The sequence below is a fragment of the Enterobacter sp. RHBSTW-00901 genome (assembly GCF_014103115.1).
GTDB classification, from domain to species: Bacteria; Pseudomonadota; Gammaproteobacteria; order Enterobacterales; family Enterobacteriaceae; genus Enterobacter; species Enterobacter cloacae_P.
Genome location: NZ_JABXPB010000001.1, coordinates 3,154,666 through 3,175,581, shown reverse-complemented (window position 1 = coordinate 3,175,581; position 20,916 = coordinate 3,154,666). Strand labels below are relative to the sequence as shown.

Annotated in this window: 19 protein-coding genes; 10 read left to right on the top strand and 9 right to left on the bottom strand. The window is 55.0% G+C overall.

Annotation, left to right across the window (positions count from 1 at the left end; genetic code table 11):
• The first annotated feature begins 10 nt into the window (after positions 1-10).
• Together HV318_RS15250 and HV318_RS15245 are read left to right on the top strand one after the other, a co-directional pair.
• Positions 11-871, top strand: a complete 861-nt coding sequence (locus tag HV318_RS15250) for a ketose 1,6-bisphosphate aldolase (protein ID WP_182274608.1) — start codon at positions 11-13, stop codon at positions 869-871.
• Positions 871-1,875, top strand: coding sequence for a carbohydrate kinase family protein (locus HV318_RS15245; RefSeq protein WP_182273427.1), 1,005 nt, complete (start codon positions 871-873; stop codon positions 1,873-1,875). The genes HV318_RS15250 and HV318_RS15245 overlap by 1 nt, the downstream gene beginning before the upstream one ends.
• Here the strand turns inward: HV318_RS15245 and HV318_RS15240 are convergent.
• Positions 1,872-2,603 (bottom strand): response regulator, encoded by a 732-nt coding sequence (locus tag HV318_RS15240; protein WP_182273426.1) that lies wholly within the window; start codon positions 2,601-2,603, stop codon positions 1,872-1,874. The genes HV318_RS15245 and HV318_RS15240 overlap by 4 nt on opposite strands.
• A gap of 256 nt (positions 2,604-2,859) precedes the next feature.
• On the opposite strand from HV318_RS15240, the gene fdhF reads away from it, so the two are divergent.
• From fdhF to HV318_RS15225, 3 genes are all read left to right on the top strand, one after another.
• A complete protein-coding gene (gene fdhF, locus HV318_RS15235) occupies positions 2,860-5,007 on the top strand; it encodes a formate dehydrogenase subunit alpha (RefSeq protein ID WP_182273425.1) in 2,148 nt (715 codons plus the stop codon).
• Between the two features lie 320 nt (positions 5,008-5,327).
• Positions 5,328-5,480 (top strand): Hok/Gef family protein, encoded by a 153-nt coding sequence (locus HV318_RS15230; RefSeq protein ID WP_182273424.1) that lies wholly within the window; start codon positions 5,328-5,330, stop codon positions 5,478-5,480.
• Between the two features lie 121 nt (positions 5,481-5,601).
• Positions 5,602-6,276: a tetratricopeptide repeat protein gene (locus tag HV318_RS15225; protein ID WP_182273423.1), complete on the top strand. Its 675-nt coding sequence runs from the start codon at positions 5,602-5,604 to the stop codon at positions 6,274-6,276.
• 34 nt (positions 6,277-6,310) lie between these two features.
• Here the strand turns inward: HV318_RS15225 and gltP are convergent, their stop codons facing one another.
• The gene (gene gltP / locus HV318_RS15220) at positions 6,311-7,624 is read right to left on the bottom strand and encodes a glutamate/aspartate:proton symporter GltP (RefSeq protein WP_182273422.1); all 1,314 of its coding nucleotides are present in this window, start codon (positions 7,622-7,624) and stop codon (positions 6,311-6,313) included.
• Between the two features lie 423 nt (positions 7,625-8,047).
• On the opposite strand from gltP, the gene acs reads away from it, so the two are divergent.
• The 3 genes from acs to actP all read left to right on the top strand — a co-directional run bounded on the left by acs (position 8,048) and on the right by actP (position 12,108).
• Complete coding sequence (gene acs, locus HV318_RS15215; RefSeq protein WP_182273421.1) at positions 8,048-10,006, top strand: acetate--CoA ligase; 1,959 nt, start codon at positions 8,048-8,050, stop codon at positions 10,004-10,006.
• Between the two features lie 141 nt (positions 10,007-10,147).
• Positions 10,148-10,462, top strand: a complete 315-nt coding sequence (locus HV318_RS15210) for a DUF485 domain-containing protein (protein ID WP_182273420.1) — start codon at positions 10,148-10,150, stop codon at positions 10,460-10,462.
• The gene (actP, locus tag HV318_RS15205) at positions 10,459-12,108 is read left to right on the top strand and encodes a cation/acetate symporter ActP (protein ID WP_182273419.1); all 1,650 of its coding nucleotides are present in this window, start codon (positions 10,459-10,461) and stop codon (positions 12,106-12,108) included. The genes HV318_RS15210 and actP overlap by 4 nt, the downstream gene beginning before the upstream one ends.
• Before the next feature lie 35 nt (positions 12,109-12,143).
• Here the strand turns inward: actP and HV318_RS15200 are convergent, their stop codons facing one another.
• Together HV318_RS15200 and HV318_RS15195 are read right to left on the bottom strand one after the other, a co-directional pair.
• Positions 12,144-12,833: an LrgB family protein gene (locus HV318_RS15200; RefSeq protein WP_182273418.1), complete on the bottom strand. Its 690-nt coding sequence runs from the start codon at positions 12,831-12,833 to the stop codon at positions 12,144-12,146.
• The gene (locus HV318_RS15195; RefSeq protein ID WP_182273417.1) at positions 12,826-13,236 is read right to left on the bottom strand and encodes a CidA/LrgA family protein; all 411 of its coding nucleotides are present in this window, start codon (positions 13,234-13,236) and stop codon (positions 12,826-12,828) included. The genes HV318_RS15200 and HV318_RS15195 overlap by 8 nt, the downstream gene beginning before the upstream one ends.
• A gap of 102 nt (positions 13,237-13,338) precedes the next feature.
• On the opposite strand from HV318_RS15195, the gene HV318_RS15190 reads away from it, so the two are divergent.
• Positions 13,339-14,226, top strand: coding sequence for a LysR family transcriptional regulator (locus tag HV318_RS15190; protein ID WP_182273416.1), 888 nt, complete (start codon positions 13,339-13,341; stop codon positions 14,224-14,226).
• Positions 14,227-14,305: 79 nt separating this feature from the next.
• Here HV318_RS15190 and HV318_RS15185 read toward each other — a convergent pair whose 3' ends face one another.
• The 5 genes from HV318_RS15185 to soxR all read right to left on the bottom strand — a co-directional run bounded on the left by HV318_RS15185 (position 14,306) and on the right by soxR (position 20,435).
• The gene (locus tag HV318_RS15185) at positions 14,306-15,448 is read right to left on the bottom strand and encodes an IS481 family transposase (protein ID WP_524537212.1); all 1,143 of its coding nucleotides are present in this window, start codon (positions 15,446-15,448) and stop codon (positions 14,306-14,308) included.
• A 128-nt stretch (positions 15,449-15,576) separates the two neighbouring features.
• The gene (locus tag HV318_RS15180; RefSeq protein WP_182273414.1) at positions 15,577-17,223 is read right to left on the bottom strand and encodes a Na+/H+ antiporter; all 1,647 of its coding nucleotides are present in this window, start codon (positions 17,221-17,223) and stop codon (positions 15,577-15,579) included.
• A gap of 150 nt (positions 17,224-17,373) precedes the next feature.
• Positions 17,374-18,723 carry a guanine/hypoxanthine transporter GhxP gene (gene ghxP / locus HV318_RS15175; protein WP_182273413.1) on the bottom strand — a complete coding sequence of 450 codons (1,350 nt, stop codon included), beginning with the start codon at positions 18,721-18,723 and terminating at the stop codon, positions 17,374-17,376.
• 297 nt (positions 18,724-19,020) lie between these two features.
• A complete protein-coding gene (locus tag HV318_RS15170) occupies positions 19,021-19,692 on the bottom strand; it encodes a glutathione S-transferase family protein (protein ID WP_182273412.1) in 672 nt (223 codons plus the stop codon).
• 284 nt (positions 19,693-19,976) lie between these two features.
• Positions 19,977-20,435: a redox-sensitive transcriptional activator SoxR gene (soxR, locus tag HV318_RS15165; RefSeq protein ID WP_182273411.1), complete on the bottom strand. Its 459-nt coding sequence runs from the start codon at positions 20,433-20,435 to the stop codon at positions 19,977-19,979.
• Positions 20,436-20,585: 150 nt separating this feature from the next.
• Here soxR and soxS point away from each other — a divergent pair, with 150 nt between their 5' ends.
• Positions 20,586-20,912, top strand: coding sequence for a superoxide response transcriptional regulator SoxS (soxS, locus tag HV318_RS15160; RefSeq protein ID WP_013095071.1), 327 nt, complete (start codon positions 20,586-20,588; stop codon positions 20,910-20,912).
• Positions 20,913-20,916 lie beyond the last annotated feature (4 nt).

Sequence of the window (20,916 nt, the reverse complement as noted above, 5' to 3'; positions counted from 1 at the left end):
GGAGTGAATGATGCCATTGATTTCTCTTGCCGACGGTCTTGAGCACGCCAGAGAACATCGCTACGCGCTGGGGGCGTTTAACGTTCTTGACTCTCATTTTCTGCGCGCGCTGTTTGCCGCGGCGAAGCAGGAACGCTCGCCTTTTATCATCAACATTGCAGAGGTGCATTTTAAGTACGTCTCCCTGGATTCACTGGTCGAAACCATCAAATTTGAAGCCGCCCGACACGATATTCCCGTGGTCCTTAATCTCGACCACGGGCTGCATTTTGAGGCCGTGGTGCGCGCACTGCGTTTAGGGTTTAGCTCTGTGATGTTCGATGGCTCTGCATTAAGCTACGAGGAAAATATTCGTCAGACGCGCGAAGTGGTGAAGATGTGCCATGCGGTTGGCGTGTCGGTGGAAGCGGAGCTGGGTGCCGTGGGTGGCGATGAAGGCGGTGCGCTCTATGGTCATGCCGATGAAGCGTTTTTCACTGACCCTCAGCTGGCGCGAGAGTTTGTCGATTTGACCGGCATCGATGCACTGGCGGTCGCCATCGGCAATGCGCACGGTAAATACAAAGGTGAGCCGAAACTCGATTTCCCACGCCTGGATGCCATTCGCCAGCAGACCGGCCTGCCGCTGGTGCTGCACGGCGGCTCCGGCATTAGCGATGAGGATTTCCACCGCGCCATTGAGCTGGGTATTCATAAAATCAATTTCTATACCGGTATGTCACAGGCCGCGCTGTCTGCCGTTGAGCAACGCATGGCAAAACGTCAGCCGTTGTATGATGAGTTTGCCGAGCTGTTGCTGGGTATTGAGGAGGCGATTGCCGATACGGTGGCCGGGCAGATGCGCATCTTCGGCAGCGCGGGGCAGGCATAATGGAACGTAAAGGGATTATCGCCGCAGGTAATATGCTGGTGGATCATGTCCACCAGATCGTGCAGTGGCCGGAGCGCGGCTGGCTGGCGGAGATTACCCACAGCGAACGCTCAACCGGCGGTGCGCCGTTGAATGTCCTGCTGACGCTGGCAAAAATGCATGTCGGCCTGCCATTACAGGCGGTAGGATTGATTGGCGTTGATGGCGACGGGGATTACATTCTGGCGATGCTTGACCAGTATCACGTTAACCGCCAGCGCGTGCAGCGTACCGACTTCGCGCCAACCTCCATGTCGCAGGTGATGACCGACCCCAGCGGACAGCGTACCTTTTTCCACTCGCCAGGAGCCAACCGTCTGCTGGATCTTCCCGCATTTGACCACCTTGACGGCTCAATGAAAATCTTCCACCTGGGGTATTTGCTGCTGCTCGACAGTCTGGATATGCCGGATGCCGAATTCGGCACTCGCAGTGCGCGACTGCTGGCGCAGATGCGTGACCAGGGATATGAAACCTCGCTCGATTTGGTCTCCCGCAAGGGTGATCCGCGCTATCAACCGCTGGTATTCCCTGCCCTGCGCCATCTCGATTATCTGGTGATTAACGAGCTTGAAGCCGGAGAGTTCAGCGGGCTGGAGATGCGCGATAGCAACGATATGCCGCACATTGCCCATATTGCTGAAGCCGCCTCGCAGCTTCTGGCTGCGGGTGTACGCCAGCGCGTGGTGATCCACTGTCCGGAAGGGGCATGGGGCGAAGCGCCGGGTGAAGCCGGACGCTGGATACCGTCCTGGATGCTGGAGCAGGAGGAAATTATCGGCAGCGTCGGAGCGGGCGATGCGTTTTGCGCAGGCTTTTTATACGGCTGCCATGGATCCCTGCCGCTGGCAGACAGTATTTATCTGGCACATGCCTGCGCACGAGCAAGCCTGCTGGCCGCCAATGCAATTGACGGCGCGAAAACACTGGCAGAACTGCAGGCGTATATCAAAGAGAATACTTAAGCGGCTTTCTCGCTGTGAGAGACATCAGTAGCAAAGACGTAGCCCAGCCCACGGATGGTTTTAATGAAGGCGGGTTGATGCGGGTTGGCCTCAATTTTCCGGCGCAGACGCATAATTAACACATCGATGGTGCGGTCGAAGACCTCGGCACTTTCACTGTGGGTCAATTCAAGCAACTGCTCGCGGCTGAGCACCCGACGGGCGTTTTGGGTCAGTGCCAGAAGCAGGCCATACTCGCCCTGGGTTAATGAGACGGTGTTACGCTGCGGATCGCTGAGCTCACAGCGGGTGGTATCCAGCGTCCAGCCGTTGAAGGCAATCCCCGCCACGCGCGGTGTCGCGGTTTCTGCCGCCAGCGCCCCGGTGCGACGCAGCACAGCCTTAACGCGGGCAACAACCACGCGCGGGTTGAACGGTTTACCGATGTAATCGTCGGCCCCCATCTCCAGCCCCACGACCACGTCCGATTCACTGCCCAGACCTGTCAGCATCACCACCGGTAGTTCCGGGCGTTGCTTTTGCAACTGTAGCAAGACCTGCAGACCGTTGATGTCCGGCAGCATCATGTCCAGTAACACGAGGGCAATCCCTGGCTCCTGTTGCACCAGACTCAGTGCGTCCCGGCCATTATGGCAGACAAGCACGGTAAAGACGTGCTCGCTGAGCACATCCTGCAGCAGTTCGCAGACTGCCGTATCGTCATCAACCACCAGAATCGCCGGTTTCATCGCATGCTTCCGTCAGGGAACTATATTAAGTCTGAACCATTCTGCCGCTCGCTCCAGCCAAATTGTTTTTTACGTGATGGAATTTCAACCCAGGTCACATCCACTGCCCTTTCGACACGTCAATTTTGACGATTGCCTGTTTTTCGTCAGCGTTTTGACCCGAAATTGGCCGTAAAGTCTGATGATACCCACACTAAAAACATGGCATAGAAGCTGCATAATGGGTGCGAAAGAGTTTATTAACTGGAGCAGACTGATGAAAAAAGTCGTCACGGTTTGCCCTTATTGTGCCTCAGGTTGCAAGATCCACCTGGTGGTCGATAACGGCAAAATCGTCCGGGCGGAGGCCGCACAGGGGAAAACCAATCAGGGCACGCTGTGCCTGAAAGGTTACTACGGCTGGGATTTTATTAACGATACCCAAATCCTCACCCCGCGCCTGAAAACCCCTATGATCCGCCGCGAGCGCGGTGGCAAGCTGGAAGCCGTCTCCTGGAGTGAGGCGCTGGACTACGTCGCCGCGCGCCTGAGCGCCATCAAAGCCAAGTATGGCCCGGATGCGATTCAAACCACCGGCTCCTCACGCGGTACGGGTAATGAAACCAACTATGTAATGCAAAAATTCGCGCGCGCCGTTATTGGTACCAATAACGTCGACTGCTGCGCTCGCGTCTGACACGGCCCATCGGTTGCAGGTCTGCACCAGTCGGTCGGTAACGGCGCAATGAGCAATGCAATCAACGAGATAGATAACACCGATCTCGTGTTTGTTTTCGGTTATAACCCGGCGGATTCTCACCCTATCGTCGCGAATCACGTTATTCGCGCCAAACAAAATGGGGCGAAAATCATCGTCTGCGATCCGCGTAAAATTGAAACTGCGCGCATTGCGGATATGCACATCGCATTGAAAAACGGTTCGAATATCGCGCTGTTGAATGCAATGGGGCACGTCATTATTGAGGAAAACCTGTACGACCAGGCGTTCGTCGCCACCCGTACGGAAGGGTTTGAAGAGTATCGGAAAATTGTTGAAGGCTACACGCCAGAATCGGTTGAAGCGATTACTGGGGTCAGCGCCCAGGAGATCCGCCAGGCAGCACGGATGTACGCGGGGGCGAAAACCGCCGCTATTCTGTGGGGCATGGGCGTAACCCAGTTCTATCAGGGTGTGGAAACCGTGCGTTCACTGACCAGCCTCGCCATGCTGACCGGTAATCTTGGTAAGGCACATGTCGGTGTTAACCCGGTTCGCGGTCAGAACAACGTGCAAGGTGCGTGTGATATGGGTGCGCTGCCGGATACCTATCCGGGCTATCAGTACGTCAAGTTCCCGGAGAATCGCGAGAAATTTGCGAAGGCCTGGGGCGTGGAGAGCCTGCCGGAACATACCGGATATCGCATCAGCGAGCTGCCGCACCGTGCGGCACATGGCGAGGTGCGTGCTGCCTACATTATGGGTGAAGATCCGCTGCAAACCGATGCCGAGCTGTCCGCAGTGCGCAAAGGGTTTGAGGATCTGGAGCTGGTGATTGTGCAGGATATCTTTATGACCAAAACGGCGGCAGCGGCGGATGTGATTTTACCGTCGACGTCCTGGGGTGAGCATGAAGGTGTCTATACGGCAGCAGACCGTGGCTTCCAGCGCTTCTTTAAAGCGGTCGAGCCGAAGTGGGATCTGAAAACGGACTGGCAGATCATCAGCGAAATCGCTACCCGCATGGGTTACCCGATGCACTACAACAACACCCAGGAGATCTGGGACGAGTTGCGAAATCTGTGTCCTGATTTCTTTGGTGCCACCTATGAAAAAATGGGTGAACTGGGGTACATCCAGTGGCCGTGCCGGGATGAGTCAGAAGCCGATCAGGGCACGTCGTATCTCTTCAAAGAGAAGTTCGACACGCCAAACGGGCTGGCGCAGTTCTTCACCTGCGACTGGGTCGCCCCCATCGATAAGCTCACCGACGAGTATCCGATGGTGCTCTCCACCGTACGTGAAGTAGGTCACTATTCCTGTCGTTCGATGACCGGCAACTGTGCCGCGCTGGCAGCGCTGGCGGATGAACCGGGCTACGCGCAGATCAACACCGCCGACGCGGAACGCCTCGGCATTGAAGATGAAGCGCTGGTGTGGGTAAACTCGCGTAAGGGCCGGATTATTACCCGTGCGCAGGTCAGCGATCGTCCAAACAAAGGGGCGGTCTATATGACCTACCAGTGGTGGATTGGTGCCTGTAACGAACTGGTGACGGAGAACTTAAGCCCGATAACCAAAACGCCGGAGTATAAATACTGTGCCGTACGCATAGAGCCGATTGTCGATCAACATGCTGCCGAGCAATATGTGATTGATGAATATAACAAGCTGAAAGCCCGACTGCGTGAAAGCGCAATGGGCTGAAGCCGTTAATTAATCGGTGAATAAATGGGGTGGCATATTCACCCCATTTTTATATCTGAATTAAATATAAATACTGTATATTTTTATTCCGGAAGGCATCTCGCAGAAATAATGTAATTTACGCAGAAAAGAATTACATCTTTGCATTTTAATTCAGAGAGATAAGATATGCGGCGGGTGCTTAAGACTTTCTGTCTTAAGCATTGTTGAGGGACAGAAAGTGGAAAGCCCCGGGAAATTTGCATTTACCCGAGGCTACCCCTCAACCCCAACAAGTTGAGAGTAGCCTCTTATTCTTTTTTTGACAAGGAGTAAAAGGCATGACGCCATTAAAAATTGCGTTAGGCATCGTCTCTATTATATGCCTGACCATCGTGATATTTTCCTTTATTAATCGCGGTAAGTTATGCGAACTCACAATAAAGGGTGAACATCAGGAGGTGGCGGCGAAATTAGCCTGCAATGCAGGCTAACCTCATCGGGCGGAACGACAGTTCCGCCCGGCTTGTAGGAGGCTGAGGTCTTAATGCACCCATTTTTTTCTTCCGCGACCGCGATTATACTGCGCGACATGTACTCAGATGATAAGTGTCCATGAAACATATTTTGGTGTTGTTGTTACTTTTTACGTCGCTTGCCCGTGCTGATGAGATCGGCAGCCAGTACAAGGAACAGGCCGAAGCGGGCGATGCCCGCGCCCAGTATTACCTGGCCGATACATACTTTAGCTCTGGAGACAGTAAACAGGCGTCACTGTGGGCGGAGAAAGCGGCAAAAGGGGGTGATGTCGATGCAATGGCATTACTGTCACAAATCCAGTTCACGCAGGGCGATTACCTGCATGCCAAAGCGCTGGCGCAACAGGCAACGATTGCGGGCAGCAAACGTGGTGCGATTATGTTGGCACGCGTGCTGGTAAACACTCAGGCGGGCAAAACTGACTATCCTCAGGCCATTAAACTGCTGCAAACCGCGACTGAAGATATTGATAACGACTCTGCGGTAGATGCGCAAATGCTGCTGGGGCTTATCTATGCCAACGGTGTTGAAGTCGCTCAGGACGACGTAAAGGCAGCCTCCTGGTTCCAGCGCAGTTCTTCCCTGTCACGTACGGGTTATGCGGAATACTGGGCGGGGATGCTGTTCCAGCAGGGTGAGAAAGGCTTTATTACGCCGAATAAACAGAAAGCGTTGTACTGGCTGAACCTGAGTTGTACCGAAGGGTTTGATACAGGGTGTGAGGAATTCGACACCCTGAGCGGTCAGTAAAAAAAGCCCGGTGGCGCTACCGGGCTTTTTTACATTACTGGTCAGCCGTCTTATCGAAACGCCCCAGCACGTCACGTTCATACGCCAGTGCTTTTTTGCGGTCGAATTTGTGTTCCCACTTGGCAATCACCAGCACCGCCAGCGCGTTACCCACCACGTTCAGCGCCGTACGCGCCATGTCGAGGATACGGTCGACACCGGCGATAAACGCCAGCCCTTCCAGCGGAATACCGACGCTGCCCAGCGTCGCCAGCAGCACCACGAAGGAGACCCCCGGCACACCTGCAATACCTTTAGAGGTCACCATCAGGGTCAGTACCAGCACGATTTCCTGCCACAGTGACAGATCAATGCCGTACAGCTGGGCAATAAAGATGGCCGCAATACTCTGGTACAGCGTCGAACCATCGAGGTTAAAGGAGTAGCCGGTCGGCACCACGAAGCTGGTGATCGACGCGGGCGCACCGTAGGCCTCCATTTTCTCGATGATACGCGGCAGCACGCTTTCCGAACTGGCCGTGGAGTACGCCAGAATCAGTTCATCTTTCAGGATGCGGATCAGGATCCAGATGCTCAGCCCGCACAGGCGCGCCACAATCCCCAGCACCACCAGCGCAAAGAACAGGATGGCGAAGTGTACCAGGATAACCAGCTTCGCCAGCGGCCACAGGGAGGCGAAGCCGAAGTTCGCCACGGTCACCGCGATCAGTGCGAACACCCCTACCGGCGCGTAACGCATTACCATGTGGGTGACTTTGAACATGGTTTCAGAGATAGAACGGAATACAGTTACCAGCGGCTCACGGTGGCTCGCGGGCAGCGATGACAGTCCCAGACCAAACAGCACGGAGAAGAAGATAATCGGCAGCATCTCACCCTTCGCCATTGATGCCACGATGTTAGTCGGCACCAGCGACAGAATGGTGCCCATCAGGCCATGCGCGTGGCTCTGCACATCTGCGGTTGTGCTTTGGTATTTTGATATATCCACCGTCGCCAGCTGCGACATATCAATCCCGGAACCTGGCTGGAACACGTTTGCCATCGTGATGCCCAGGATGATGGCAATTGTCGTGATCACTTCGAAATAGAGGATCGTTTTCGCGCCGATACGGCCTAGCTGCTTCGCATCACCAACGCCGGCAATACCTACCACCAGCGTAGAGATAACAATCGGCACTACAATCATCTTAATCAGATGAATAAAAATATCGCCTGCCGGAGAGAGCAGGTTCGCAATCAGCCACTCGCGGCTGTCGCTATGATAATGAAGATAACTGCCCAACAAGATACCCAGCACAAGGGCTAGCAAGATTTGCCAGGCCAGGCTGACTTTCAAATTTTTCATAGAAACTGACTTCCTCAATGAAATCTCCACGTCACTAAACTGCATGAATATGGAGACATACTGAAAGGGTATGAATTGTGTTGCGTTGGTTTATGGGGTTTTTTAACGCGGCGTATGAGTATCATCTGCACGGCATGCTGTGCAAGCCTTAAAGAACAAGGCGGTTCACTACCAAAAGAGTCTGTGACATTAATTTATAATAATTCTTATAAATAACCTTTTGTTATAAAAACGCTTTTTTTCAACACAAATGTGAATAATCAGTAGGCTGAATTATTTCCCTTCAAAGTTTCATTCGCTCATTTTTCAGCCTGTTCAGACAATGCGTGATCTGTAGCCCAAATAATAAACAAAGCTTGTAAAGCCCCTACAATTAACGTTTTAGAGACATATTATTAACATCTTACAAGGAGAAAAAAAGCCATGAGCCAAATACACAAACATGATATTCCCGCAAATATTGCGGAACGTTGCCTGATCAACCCGGAGCAGTACCACGAGAAGTATCAGCAATCTATCTCCAGCCCTGACCTCTTCTGGGGTGAGCAGGGCCACATCCTCGACTGGATCAAACCTTATCAGAAGGTGAAAAACACCTCCTTTGCGCCAGGTAACGTCTCCATTAAATGGTACGAAGACGGCACGCTAAACCTGGCGGCGAACTGTCTGGATCGCCATCTTGCCGAGCGTGGCAACGAAACAGCCATCATCTGGGAGGGCGACGATGCCTCCCAAAGCAAGCACATCACCTATAAAGAACTGCACCGCGACGTGTGTCGCTTCGCCAACGTGCTGCTGGAGCGCGGCATTAAAAAAGGCGACGTGGTGGCTATCTATATGCCAATGGTGCCGGAAGCAGCGGTTGCCATGCTGGCCTGCGCGCGCATCGGTGCGATCCACTCCGTTATCTTCGGCGGCTTCTCACCAGAAGCGGTTGCTGGTCGCATCGTCGATTCAAACTCAAAACTGGTGATCACGTCAGATGAAGGCGTGCGTGCCGGGCGCAATATCCCACTGAAGAAAAACGTCGATGAAGCGCTGAAAAACCCAAATGTGAAGAGCGTCAGCAATGTTATCGTGCTCAAACGTACCGGCGGCAAGATCGACTGGAACGAGAGTCGTGACCTGTGGTGGAGCGACCTGATTGAGAAAGCGAGCGACCAGCACCAGCCAGAAGAGATGAACGCGGAAGATCCGCTGTTTATTCTGTATACCTCCGGCTCGACCGGCAAACCAAAAGGCGTGTTGCATACCACCGGAGGCTATCTGGTCTATGCGGCAACCACTTTCAAATATGTCTTCGACTACCACCCGGGCGACATCTACTGGTGTACCGCCGATGTGGGCTGGGTCACCGGTCACAGCTACCTGCTGTATGGTCCGCTGGCCTGTGGCGCAACCACGCTGATGTTTGAGGGCGTACCTAACTGGCCAACCCCGGCGCGTATGTGCCAGGTGGTAGACAAACATAAGGTCAATATTCTCTACACCGCGCCAACGGCTATCCGCGCGCTGATGGCCGAAGGTGATAAAGCCATCGAAGGTACTGACCGCTCGTCCCTGCGCATCCTCGGCTCCGTGGGTGAGCCAATCAACCCGGAAGCCTGGGAGTGGTACTGGAAAAAAATCGGTAACGAGAAATGCCCGGTAATGGACACCTGGTGGCAGACCGAAACCGGTGGCTTCATGATTACCCCTATCCCGGGCGCGACGCCATTAAAAGCGGGTTCTGCCACCCATCCATTCTTCGGTGTACAGCCTGCGCTGGTGGATAACGAAGGAACCCCACTGGAGGGAGCCACCGAAGGCAACCTGGTGATCACCGATTCCTGGCCAGGCCAGGCGCGCACCCTGTTTGGTGACCACGAGCGCTTTGAGCAAACCTACTTCTCGACCTTTAAAAATATGTACTTCAGCGGCGACGGCGCGCGTCGTGATGAAGAGGGTTATTACTGGATCACCGGACGCGTGGACGATGTGCTGAACGTCTCCGGCCACCGTCTGGGGACGGCGGAGATTGAATCCGCTCTGGTGTCGCATCCGAAGATTGCTGAAGCTGCAGTAGTCGGCATTCCACACAACATTAAGGGCCAGGCAATTTACGCTTACGTCACCCTGAACCACGGTGAAGAGCCGTCGCCAGAGCTGTATGCCGAGGTGCGTAACTGGGTACGTAAAGAGATAGGCCCGCTTGCCACGCCGGATGTGCTGCACTGGACGGACTCGCTGCCAAAAACCCGCTCCGGCAAAATTATGCGCCGTATCCTGCGCAAAATTGCGGCAGGGGACACCAGTAACCTCGGTGATACCTCAACGCTTGCCGATCCGGGCGTGGTGGAAAAACTGCTCGAAGAGAAGCAGGCCATCGCAATGCCATCGTAATGCTGTTTTCTCCCTCTCCCTGTGGGAGAGGGCCGGGGTGAGGGCATCAGACCGCACCTTACCCCCTCACCCTAACCCTCTCCCTCAAGGGAGAGGGAATAACTACAAACACCTACCCTACAAAACTCTGGAGACTCTGTGATGAATAACGATATTTGTCAGCAGATAGAGAATAGTGCGCACTACAGGGAGCTCGTCGATAAACGGCAACGGTTTGCCTTCTTTCTTTCTATCATCATGCTGATTATCTACGTCGGCTTTATTTTGCTGATTGCCTTTGCCCCACACTGGCTCGGTACGCCGCTGCATGCAGGTACCAGCGTCACGCGCGGTATTCCCATTGGTATTGGCATCATTGTGGTGTCGTTTGTGCTGACCGGCGTCTACGTCTGGCGCGCGAACGGTGAATTTGATCGTCTTAATAAAGCGGTACTGCGTGAGGTAAAAGCATCATGAAGAGAGTTCTGACGGCGCTTGCCGCCACACTTCCCTTTGCCGCCAACGCAGCGGATGCCATTACCGGTGAGGTACAACGCCAGCCAACCAACTGGCAGGCGATCGTGATGTTCCTGATTTTCGTGTTGCTGACGCTGTACATCACTTACTGGGCGTCAAAACGCGTGCGCTCACGTAGCGATTACTACACCGCAGGCGGCAACATTACTGGTTTTCAGAACGGCCTGGCGATCGCCGGAGACTTTATGTCGGCGGCCTCTTTCCTGGGGATTTCCGCGCTGGTGTATACCTCCGGGTACGACGGCCTTATTTACTCCCTCGGCTTCCTCGTCGGCTGGCCAATTATTCTGTTCCTGATTGCCGAACGCTTACGCAACCTGGGACGTTTTACCTTTGCTGACGTGGCCTCGTATCGTCTGAAACAGGGGCCAATTCGCACCCTCTCCGCCTGCGGATCGCTGGTGGTTGTGGCGCTGTATTTGATCGCGCAGATGGTTGGTGCGGGCAAGTTAATCGAGCTGCTGTTTGGCCTGAACTACCACGTCGCGGTCGTGCTGGTCGGCGTGCTGATGGTGATGTATGTCCTGTTCGGCGGCATGCTCGCCACCACCTGGGTACAAATTATCAAAGCCGTACTGCTGCTGTTCGGCGCAAGTTTTATGGCCTTTATGGTGATGAAACACGTCGGCTTTAGCTTCAATAACCTGTTTGCCGAAGCGATGGCGGTTCACCCGAAGGGGGACGCGATCATGAGCCCTGGCGGGCTGGTGAAAGACCCGATCTCTGCGCTCTCGCTCGGTCTGGGCCTGATGTTTGGTACCGCCGGGTTACCGCATATCCTGATGCGTTTCTTCACCGTGAGCGATGCGCGTGAGGCACGTAAAAGCGTCTTCTATGCCACCGGTTTTATGGGCTACTTCTACATTCTGACCTTTATCATTGGTTTTGGGGCCATCATGCTGGTCGGCGCGAATCCGGTGTTTAAAGATGCCGCAGGCGCGCTGATTGGCGGGAATAACATGGCGGCAGTGCATCTGGCCGACGCGGTGGGCGGCAACCTGTTCCTCGGCTTTATCTCGGCCGTGGCCTTCGCCACCATTCTCGCGGTAGTTGCCGGTCTGACGCTGGCCGGGGCATCTGCGGTATCGCATGACCTGTATGCCAACGTGTTCCGCAAAGGGGCAACCGAACGCCAGGAGCTGAAAGTCTCGAAAATCACCGTGCTGGTGCTGGGCGTGGTGGCAATCCTGCTGGGGATCCTGTTCGAGAAACAGAACATAGCCTTTATGGTGGGGCTGGCCTTCTCGATTGCAGCGAGCTGTAACTTCCCCATCATTCTGCTCTCTATGTACTGGTCAAAACTGACCACCCGTGGGGCAATGATTGGCGGCTGGCTGGGGCTGCTGACAGCAGTGATCCTGATGGTTCTCGGCCCGACCATTTGGGTGCAGATCCTCGGCCATGAAAAAGCCCTCTTCCCATATGAATACCCGGCGCTGTTCTCCATTGCCGTGGCGTTCATCGGTATCTGGGTCTTCTCCGCGACCGATAACTCACCGGAGGGTAACCTGGAACGTGAGAAATTCCGCGCCCAGTTTATCCGTTCACAAACCGGCCTGGGCGTCGAACAAGGCCGCGCGCACTAACCCGCACATCCTCCCCGGTCATCTGGCCGGGGAATTCAGAACATCATCCATGCCACCAGCGGCGCAACCAACACCATCATCACGCCCGAAAGCATCATCACCAGGCTTGCAACCACGCCCTCCTGCTGACCCAGCTCATAAGATCGCGCCGTTCCAGCGCCGTGCGACGCCGCACCAAATCCCGCCCCTTTCGCCATGCCTTCACGGATGGAGAGCCGCAGGAACAGCATGTCGCCAACCGCCATTCCGAATACCCCGGTCACAACGACAAATAACGCCACCAGATCCGGCTGACCGCCTAGCGGTTTGGCAGCGGCCAGCGCAAACGGCGTAGTGACCGAACGCACGGCCAGGCTACGCTGGATCTCATCGGACAGGGTAAACAGCCGCGCCAGCCAGACGGAGCTGCACACCGCCACCACCGTAGCGGTAATCACACCTGCGCTCAGTGACATCCAGTGGCGTTTAATAATCGCAAGGTTATCGTACACCGGCACAGCAAAAGCGATGGTCGCCGGGCCGAGCAGCCACAGCAGCCAGTGGGATTCACCAATGTAGTTCTGCCAGGAGATATGTCCAAACACCAGCATCAACACCAGCAGGATCGGTGTGAAAACCAGCGGCATCAGTGGCAGCGCGTGAAAACGACGATACAACCGCTTGTTGGCAAAATAGATCGCCAGCGTGGCAATCAGGCATAGCACGCTTATCTGAAAGTTAGTCATGCTTCTGCCTGCTGATTTCAAACCGATATACTTTATCCACCACCCAGGCGGTAGATCCCAGCACCATCAGCGTACTCAGCGCGATGACCGCAAAGATGCGCCAGCCATCCACCATCAGCAGTTGAGCATAATTCACCACCGCCACCACCGCAGGGACAAAGAACAACAGCATTTCAGCCAGCAACCAGCGCGCACCGGCTCGTACCCAGTTCTGTGGAATAACACGACAGAGGATCAGCGTCAGCATCAGCATCATCCCCACCAGGTTGGCAGGCAGCGGCAGATGCAGCCAGCTGACAAGATATTCGGCAAAAACAAACAAACCCGCATAAAGCAGTACCTGAACCGGTACCTGAAGTCGTTGTACAACGGCAGGCGTAACACGGCTTAACGCCACGGCCATGAGTAAATTCCTCAAAAATGAGATAGAGCGTCAGTATAGTGAGCGCACGTAGTGGACTGAAATGAATTAAAATCATCAAAGGTATAGTTTCGAGGAATAATCATGGACATAAGAACGCTGCGCTATTTTGTCGAAGTGGTTCGTCAGCAAAGTTTTACCCGCGCAGCAGAAAAGCTATTTGTTACCCAGCCGACTATCAGCAAGATGCTGAAAAACCTCGAAGATGAACTGAACTGTACCCTGCTTATTCGCGACGGGCGCAAGCTGTTGCTGACCGATACCGGGCGCGTGGTATTCGAGCGCGGGCTGGCGATCCTGGCGGAGTTCCGCCAGCTCGAAGCCGAGCTTGACGATATTAACCACCTGACAAAAGGGTTGCTGCGTCTGGGTATTCCGCCGATGGTGGGCATGATGATGGCCGGGCCGATTAGCCTGTTTCGCCAGCGCTACCCCGGCGTCGAACTGAAGATTTCCGAGTTTGGTGGCTTAACCGTCCAGCAGGCCGTCACCAACGGCGAGCTGGACGTGGCGATGACCGCACTGCCCGTCGAAGAAGAGAGTGGTCTGGCAACGCTGTCGCTGTTCAGCCACCCGCTGTGTGTACTGGTACCGCGGTCCGGCGACTGGATGAAGATCGACTCGGTGAAGCCGGAGGTGCTAGGCGAGCATCCTCTGCTGATCTACAACGAAGATTTTGCCCTCAGCCGTCAGTTAATGGCGTTGTTTAGTCAACACAACGTGAAGCCACGCATTGCGGTGCGTAGCGGCCAGTGGGATTTTCTGGCCGCGATGGTGCAGGCAGGCGTGGGGATTGCCATCCTGCCACAACCCATTTGTGAGCGGCTGGATAAAAATACGCTGCGCTGGATCCCACTGGAGAGCGATTTGCACTGGCAGCTCGGGATGATTTGGCGTGAAGGAGTGTATCTGTCGCACAGCGCGCAGGCGTGGCTGAAGTGCTGTGAGGGGTTTTGGGTCCAGTCTGAATAGTGCCCCCTTCTCCCTCTCCCTGTGGGTGTACGGTCCGGGGACATGGTAGACAGGTGTTCGGGGACATGGTGAACACTTTTTAACATCCTTTACCTATGGTGATCGACTTTTTCTTCAGGTCGATCACCCCCACTTTCGTGCTGTACCACCACACGTCATAACAGCCGTCTTCCTGTGTTTCCCTCAGCCCTACCCGTTCCCCCCTGAACGCCTTGCCTGCGCTCAGACTGACTCCTTTCACGCTCAGCTTCCCGCTGATATCGACTTTCCTGACCATCACCCCCTCATCGTATTCCGGTGGGATTGTGTTGCCGTTGTACTGCCGTGCGGACGGCTGATACCGGGAGGCCGGAACGTTCATACCCAGCGCCTCGTGCGGTCGTTCAAGGTTATAGACGGTGCGCCAGTGTTCAAATGCACGCTGCAGTTCACCGCTGTCCGCGAACCACTTCCCCTGCAACACTTCCGCCTTCAGGCTGCGGTGAAAACGCTCCAGCTTGCCCTGTGTCTGCGGATGATATGGCCGGGAGTGCCCCACCCGGATACCCAGGCGCATCAGCCACAGCTCCAGTGCCGTCCAGATGCCGGTGGTGTCGCCCCACGGCGCTCCGTTATCCATCGTCATCCTGTCCGGCAGACCGTAGCGTTCAAACACGCTGACCAGTTGCTGCTGTACGGTCTCACGCCGTTCATCGGTGCAGTGTGCCAGGCACAGGGAAAAGCGGGAGTGGTCATCCAGCAGGGTGAGCGGATGACAGCGGCCACCACCAAAGGGAAAGTGTCCCTTAAAATCCATCTGCCAGAGGCGATTGGGCGCATCATGTTCGAACCGCCCTGAGGCCGGAATGCCCGGTGAAATGCCCGGCAGCAGACCGTGGCGGGCCATCAGGTTATGGACGGTGCTGAAAGCGGGCATGCAGTGCCCCAGGTCTTCCAGCCAGCGCTTAATCTTGCGTGCGCCCCAGCGTTCATGACGGTCATGTGCCATGCGCAGCAGAGCAGTGATGTCATCAGATGAGCGGTTCGGGGAATGATGAGGTATACGGGGCCGGTCCAGAAGGCCGGATGCACCTTCCTGAGCCCAGCGCTGAAGCCACTTATAGCCAGTGGCAGGCGAAATGCCGTAGTGACGGCACAGGGAACGGATGTTCGCCCCGTCCTGCGAGGCGAACAAAACAAACTCGGTACGTAATGACATGGTATCTCTCGCATCCCAGGGCATAAGTGACTCCATAAACGGGTTCTTATGCCTTAGTTGTAAGTGTCTACCATGTCCCCGAACAAGTGTTCACTATGTCCCCGGACCGTACAGTGGGAGAGGGCCGGGGTGAGGGTATCAGCCCGCACAGACTACTGATTCTCGATCAACAACGCTTCCAGCAAATCGAGATCGTGCAACAGCTTTTGCAGCGTCTCATTGCTGATCTGGCGTGTGGCACGCAGGTGATACAGCTCGGCACGTTCTGAGCGCAGCGCCGCCAGACGGAACCGGCGTTCCAGGTTCTCTTCCTGTAGCGAACTTTCCACATCGTTTCGCCCGTCAGCACGACGGCGCAAATTACCAATCACGCGCGAACTGACCTCTTTCAGAAGCTGGTTATCAATGTTCTCTTCAGCATCCGTCGCCAGACGTTCTTCCATCTTCTCGATAGCCACGATCGCCACTTCTGCCGTGGCAGCCCGGGCAATGCGTTCCTCTTTGTGCTGCTGGGAATGGTCGCCCACATCCAGATGCTGCAGCAAAACAGGCAGTATGACCACGCCGACAAACAGCGAGAACAAAATCACGCCTGCCGCCAGGAACACCAGTTCGTAACGCGCCGGGAAGACATCCCCCGTCGGCAGCAACAGTGGAATGGAGAGCACACCGGCGAGAGTGATTGCCCCACGGACACCCGCAAAAGAAGCAATCAACAGCTCACGCGTTGACCACGACCCGAACTCCATCGGCTTTTTCTTCAGGAAGCGCTGGCTGAAGTTTTTCATCGTCCACAGCCAGCCAAAACGCACCAGCATCAGCGCCAGGTAGATCAACGCGATATCGGCGAACAGCATCCAGGTTTCGACGTTAGGGTCAGCTTCTGCCGCCACCAGTGAGGACTCCAGAATACCCGGCAACTGCAGGCCCAACAGCAGGAAGACCATGCCGTTAAACACAAACTCCAGCATCGCCCATGTGCTGTTTGCACGCAAACGCATAGCCAGAGGAGCGGTACGCATCACACCAGAACGGGTGATGGTCATCCCCGCCGCAACCGCCGCAAGAATGCCCGACACGCCAATGTGTTCGGCAATCAGATACGAGGCAAACGGCAGCAGGAATAACAGAACAATCTGCGTGGCAGGTTCATCACCCCCCCAGCGGCTGAGAAAGCGCAGCGAGCGACCATACAGCCAGCTCACCACAAACCCGGCCAGGATACCGCCAATCGCCACCTTGAAGAATTCAAAGGTTGCACCGCCGACGGTAAAGACCATCGTTCCCATCGCAACCGCCACGGCAAATTTCAGGGCAACCAGGCCAGAGGCGTCGTTCATCAGCGCCTCTCCCTGCAAAATGCCCATAATTTTCTTCGGAATACGGCCTTCACCCACAATACCCGATAGCGCCACGGCATCGGTTGGCGACAGGACAGCCGCCAGCGCAAAAGCCGGAATGAGCGGAATACCCGGCACCACCCAGTAGATCAGGAAGCCGATCCCAACCACCGTGACCACCACTAGCGCCAGCGCCAGACCGAAGATCTCTCGCCCGTGCTCCAGGAATTCGCGCGTCGGGGTTTTCCAGCCATCGGCGAACAGCAGCGGCGGGATAAACAGGACGAGGAACAATTCCGGATCGAACTCAACGTGCAGACCAAACGTCGGCCATGCCAGCAGCGCGCCGATGGCAATTTGCATTAAGGGTAGGGGCAACTGAAAGGGCAGTACGCGTGTGACCACCCCGGAAAGCGAGACCACAAGGGTCATGATAAGTATTGTGAAGAAGATTTCCATGCGTTCCCTGTTTGCTGTGTTGCTTATGTACTGCGGAAGGCGTCGTGCCTTTTATTCTATCTTCCAGAGAGTAACGCAAAAGGCAACGGGATGAGTCCTGAAAATAAAAACGGGCGGCCTGAGCCACCCGTTTTCGCATCAAAGGACAACTTAAATCGCCCAGCCACCCGCGTAGAACACCACCAGTGCGATAGCGATAACGACGGTGCCGATGTTCAGCTTACGCCATTCACCCGAAACCAGGCGGCCAATCACCAGCGACGCAAAACCGATCATGATGCCGGTTACGATGTTACAGGTCAGCACGATAAATACCGCTGTGATGAGGCCAGACATGGCATCCACAAAATCAGCAAAGTCGATTTTTGCCACGTTGCTCAGCATCAGCAGACCTACATACATCAGCGCTGGCGCGGTCGCGTACGCGGGTACCAGGTAGGAGAGCGGAGAGAGGAACAGGATCAGCAGGAACAGCGCACCTACGGTGATCGCCGTCAGACCTGTTTTCCCGCCTGCCGCCGTACCCGCTGCAGACTCAATGTACACCGCTGCCGGAGCGGCACCGACCAGGCCAGAGAAGACGCTGCTCAGGGAGTCGGTCGTCAGCGCTTTGCCGCCATCAATAATCTGACCGTCTTTATCGAGCAGGTTTGCCTGACCGGCCACCGCGCGGATGGTGCCGGTGGCATCAAACACGGCGGTCATCACCAGGGCCAGAACGCTTGGCAGGATCACCGGGTTCAGTGCGCCCACGATGTCCAGACTACCAATCAGGGAATTGCCTTTGTCATCACTCAGCGACGGCATGGCAAAAACACCGGAGAAGTGCACGTTCGGGTCGAAAATCAGGCCAACGATGGAAACGCCGATAATGGTCAGCAGAATGCCGCCTGGCACCTTCAGTTTTTCCAGACCGATGATCACCGCCAGGCCGATCAGCGACATGATGACCGGGAAGCTTGCGAAATGACCCAGCGCAACCGGCAGACCGTCCAGCGGGTTTTTGATCACCAGACCCACGCCGTTCGCCGCAATCAGCAGCAGGAACAGACCAATACCAATGCCGGTACCATGCGCCACACCATGCGGCAGGTTGCGCAAAATCCAGCTACGAATGCCAGTCGCGGAAATGACGGTAAACAGCACCCCCATCAGGAACACAGCACCCAGTGCAACAGGCACGCTGATGTGCTGACCCAACACCAGACTGAATGCGGTAAAGGCGGTCAGAGAGATGGCGCAACCAATCGCCAGCGGCAGGTTCGCCCACAGGCCCATCACGATGGAACCCACACCCGCCACGAGGCAGGTGGCAACAAAAACGGCCGCCGGTGGGAAGCCGGCTTTGCCCAGCATGCCCGGCACAACGATGACGGAGTAAACCATCGCCAGAAACGTTGTCAGACCCGCAACGATTTCCTGGCGCACGGTGCTGCCGCGAGCTGAAATTTTAAACATGGCGTCGAGTGAACCGCCGGTACGCGCAGATGGCGTAGACATAGAAAACATCCCCTGAGAGTTTTTATAGAAAGTCCGCAAGCGTGGTGGAGACTCCACTGCCAGCAAAACGTCAAATCCTTGTGCTGCATTTGCGACGAAAGGGGCGTCGCAAAAAAAGCAAACGTTTAGCTCCGCGCTTACAAAACGGGTGGTCAAATTAAGGCAAACGATTATCTAGCCTAATCACCGCCCTTTTCAACTGAACTTTCTCGTTTTTCGCTAAAATCCCCTTATGCCGCTGAAGAAATAAGCAGAGGATGCGCAAACGTTATCGTCTGTGCGCAATTTAGTAACATTTTACCCTTCGCCAGGTATGTTAAACGGGCCACCTTGTTCGAGCGTTCTCTGCCAGCCAGGGCGCATTTCGATCTTTTCCTTCCACGCCTGTATGTGCGGCAGGTTTTCAATACCACCACGCGCCAGCAGGGCGAAGATGGGAAAACTCATCTGAATATCGGCCATACTGAGTGCGTCACCGGCAAACCAGCTGTTTTCCGCCAGATGTGACTCGATATAGCGCGCGTGGGTTTCTAGCTGTCGGTTGAGCCAGGCCTTTTGTACCCCCTGTCCCAGCACGCTCCCCAGCGCCCGCAGGCCAAACGGGATCGGCGGTTTACCGAGGCTGGCAAAGATCAGCTTCATTAACAGCAGCGGCATCAGCGAACCCTCGGCATAATGCAGCCAGAAGCGATACTGCACCTTATGGGCAGGATCCAGCGGTTTGAACCGCGATTCGGTGTCGTAGGTTTCCTGTAGATATTCCAGAATAGCTCCCGATTCCGCAAGAATGAGCCCGTTGTCTTCAACCACCGGGGATTTCCCCAAAGGGTGTACTTTCTTGAGGGAGGCGGGAGCCAGCATATTTTTTTCACGTTGGTAGTGAACAATCTCATAGGATAAAGAAAGTTCTTCCAGCGCCCAGATCACGCGCTGTGAACGTGACTGGTTAAGATGATGTACCGTGAGCATCGTTGCCTCCTGTTATTCATACTTATTAACTATAGAAAATCGAACAACATCGCGAAAAAAATTTGGCTAAAAAGCCACGGCTCAGGCTGGCGAAAACCGGGGGCTTGCATAGAATTAAAGTGTCAGCACAATCCGGAACCTCCCCAACTTGCTCGACATGAGGGGTGCTGATGTCGGGGGAAACCCTCCCGTGAACCAGCGGGATAGAGAGAAAGACAAAGACCGGGAAAAACTAAAGCGCCCTTATGTGGCGCTTTAGTTCTTTATATAGCGCGGGAAAATCCTCAATCCTCCTCCAGCAACCGCGCCCCTGTGCCCTGCTCGCCCAGCCTGTCTCCAGGGTTACGCAACGGGCAATCACTACGCGACAAACAGCCGCAACCGATACAGCCGTCCAGTTCATCGCGCAACGCCACAAGAGTATGAATGCGCCGGTCAAGCTCATCACGCCACTGGGATGACAGATGTTTCCACTCTTTTGCGCTCAGCGAGTGCCCTTCCGGCAACACGCCGAACGCATCACCGATGGTGGCCAGGGGAATTCCGATTCGTTGCGCAATTTTGATTATTGCAACATAGCGGAGCACATCACGGGTGTAGCGCCGCTGGTTTCCTGCGTTACGGATACTCTTAATTAACCCTTTGCTTTCATAGAAGTGGAGCGCAGACACCGCCACACCGCTTCGCTTCGCCACTTCGCCGGGGGTTAAAAGCGCTTTTATTCGCGGCAATCTCTTTTCCATAAAACCTCTTTACCTCAAGTTAACTTGAGGAATTATACTCCCCCACAGAGAAAACGACGAATCAACCGGGATATACATAAAATCATTCAAGCTGGATCAAGGCTGCTTGAAGGATGACATGTATAGTTGTATCTACAGAGGGGCAACCTTATGTCGCATCAGCAAATTATTCAGACACTTATTGAATGGATTGATGAACATATCGACCAACCGTTGAACATTGATGTGGTCGCTAAAAAGTCGGGCTATTCGAAATGGTATTTACAGAGAATGTTCCGCACCGTCATGCATCAGACGCTGGGTGAGTACATTCGCCAGCGCAGGCTGCTGCTGGCGGCTCAGGCGTTACGCTCTACGCAACGGCCCATTTTTGATATCGCGATGGATCTGGGTTATGTATCGCAACAAACCTTTTCCCGCGTGTTTCGTCGCGAGTTTGACCGCACGCCGAGCGATTACCGCCACCAGCTGAATTAAGGCG

Bases quoted from the DNA above. Each gene is read 5' to 3' on its own strand.
- HV318_RS15250 (WP_182274608.1), top strand. From the start codon at position 11: ATGCCATTGATTTCTCTTGCCGACGGTCTTGAGCACGCCAGAGAACAT.
- HV318_RS15245 (WP_182273427.1), top strand. From the start codon at position 871: ATGGAACGTAAAGGGATTATCGCCGCAGGTAATATGCTGGTGGATCAT.
- HV318_RS15240 (WP_182273426.1), bottom strand. From the start codon at position 2,603: ATGAAACCGGCGATTCTGGTGGTTGATGACGATACGGCAGTCTGCGAA.
- HV318_RS15230 (WP_182273424.1), top strand. From the start codon at position 5,328: ATGACGCCATTAAAAATTGCGTTAGGCATCGTCTCTATTATATGCCTG.
- HV318_RS15225 (WP_182273423.1), top strand. From the start codon at position 5,602: ATGAAACATATTTTGGTGTTGTTGTTACTTTTTACGTCGCTTGCCCGT.
- gltP (WP_182273422.1), bottom strand. From the start codon at position 7,624: ATGAAAAATTTGAAAGTCAGCCTGGCCTGGCAAATCTTGCTAGCCCTT.
- acs (WP_182273421.1), top strand. From the start codon at position 8,048: ATGAGCCAAATACACAAACATGATATTCCCGCAAATATTGCGGAACGT.
- HV318_RS15210 (WP_182273420.1), top strand. From the start codon at position 10,148: ATGAATAACGATATTTGTCAGCAGATAGAGAATAGTGCGCACTACAGG.
- actP (WP_182273419.1), top strand. From the start codon at position 10,459: ATGAAGAGAGTTCTGACGGCGCTTGCCGCCACACTTCCCTTTGCCGCC.
- HV318_RS15200 (WP_182273418.1), bottom strand. From the start codon at position 12,833: ATGACTAACTTTCAGATAAGCGTGCTATGCCTGATTGCCACGCTGGCG.
- HV318_RS15195 (WP_182273417.1), bottom strand. From the start codon at position 13,236: ATGGCCGTGGCGTTAAGCCGTGTTACGCCTGCCGTTGTACAACGACTT.
- HV318_RS15190 (WP_182273416.1), top strand. From the start codon at position 13,339: ATGGACATAAGAACGCTGCGCTATTTTGTCGAAGTGGTTCGTCAGCAA.
- HV318_RS15185 (WP_524537212.1), bottom strand. From the start codon at position 15,448: ATGCCCTGGGATGCGAGAGATACCATGTCATTACGTACCGAGTTTGTT.
- HV318_RS15180 (WP_182273414.1), bottom strand. From the start codon at position 17,223: ATGGAAATCTTCTTCACAATACTTATCATGACCCTTGTGGTCTCGCTT.
- ghxP (WP_182273413.1), bottom strand. From the start codon at position 18,723: ATGTCTACGCCATCTGCGCGTACCGGCGGTTCACTCGACGCCATGTTT.
- HV318_RS15170 (WP_182273412.1), bottom strand. From the start codon at position 19,692: ATGCTCACGGTACATCATCTTAACCAGTCACGTTCACAGCGCGTGATC.
- soxR (WP_182273411.1), bottom strand. From the start codon at position 20,435: ATGGAAAAGAGATTGCCGCGAATAAAAGCGCTTTTAACCCCCGGCGAA.
- soxS (WP_013095071.1), top strand. From the start codon at position 20,586: ATGTCGCATCAGCAAATTATTCAGACACTTATTGAATGGATTGATGAA.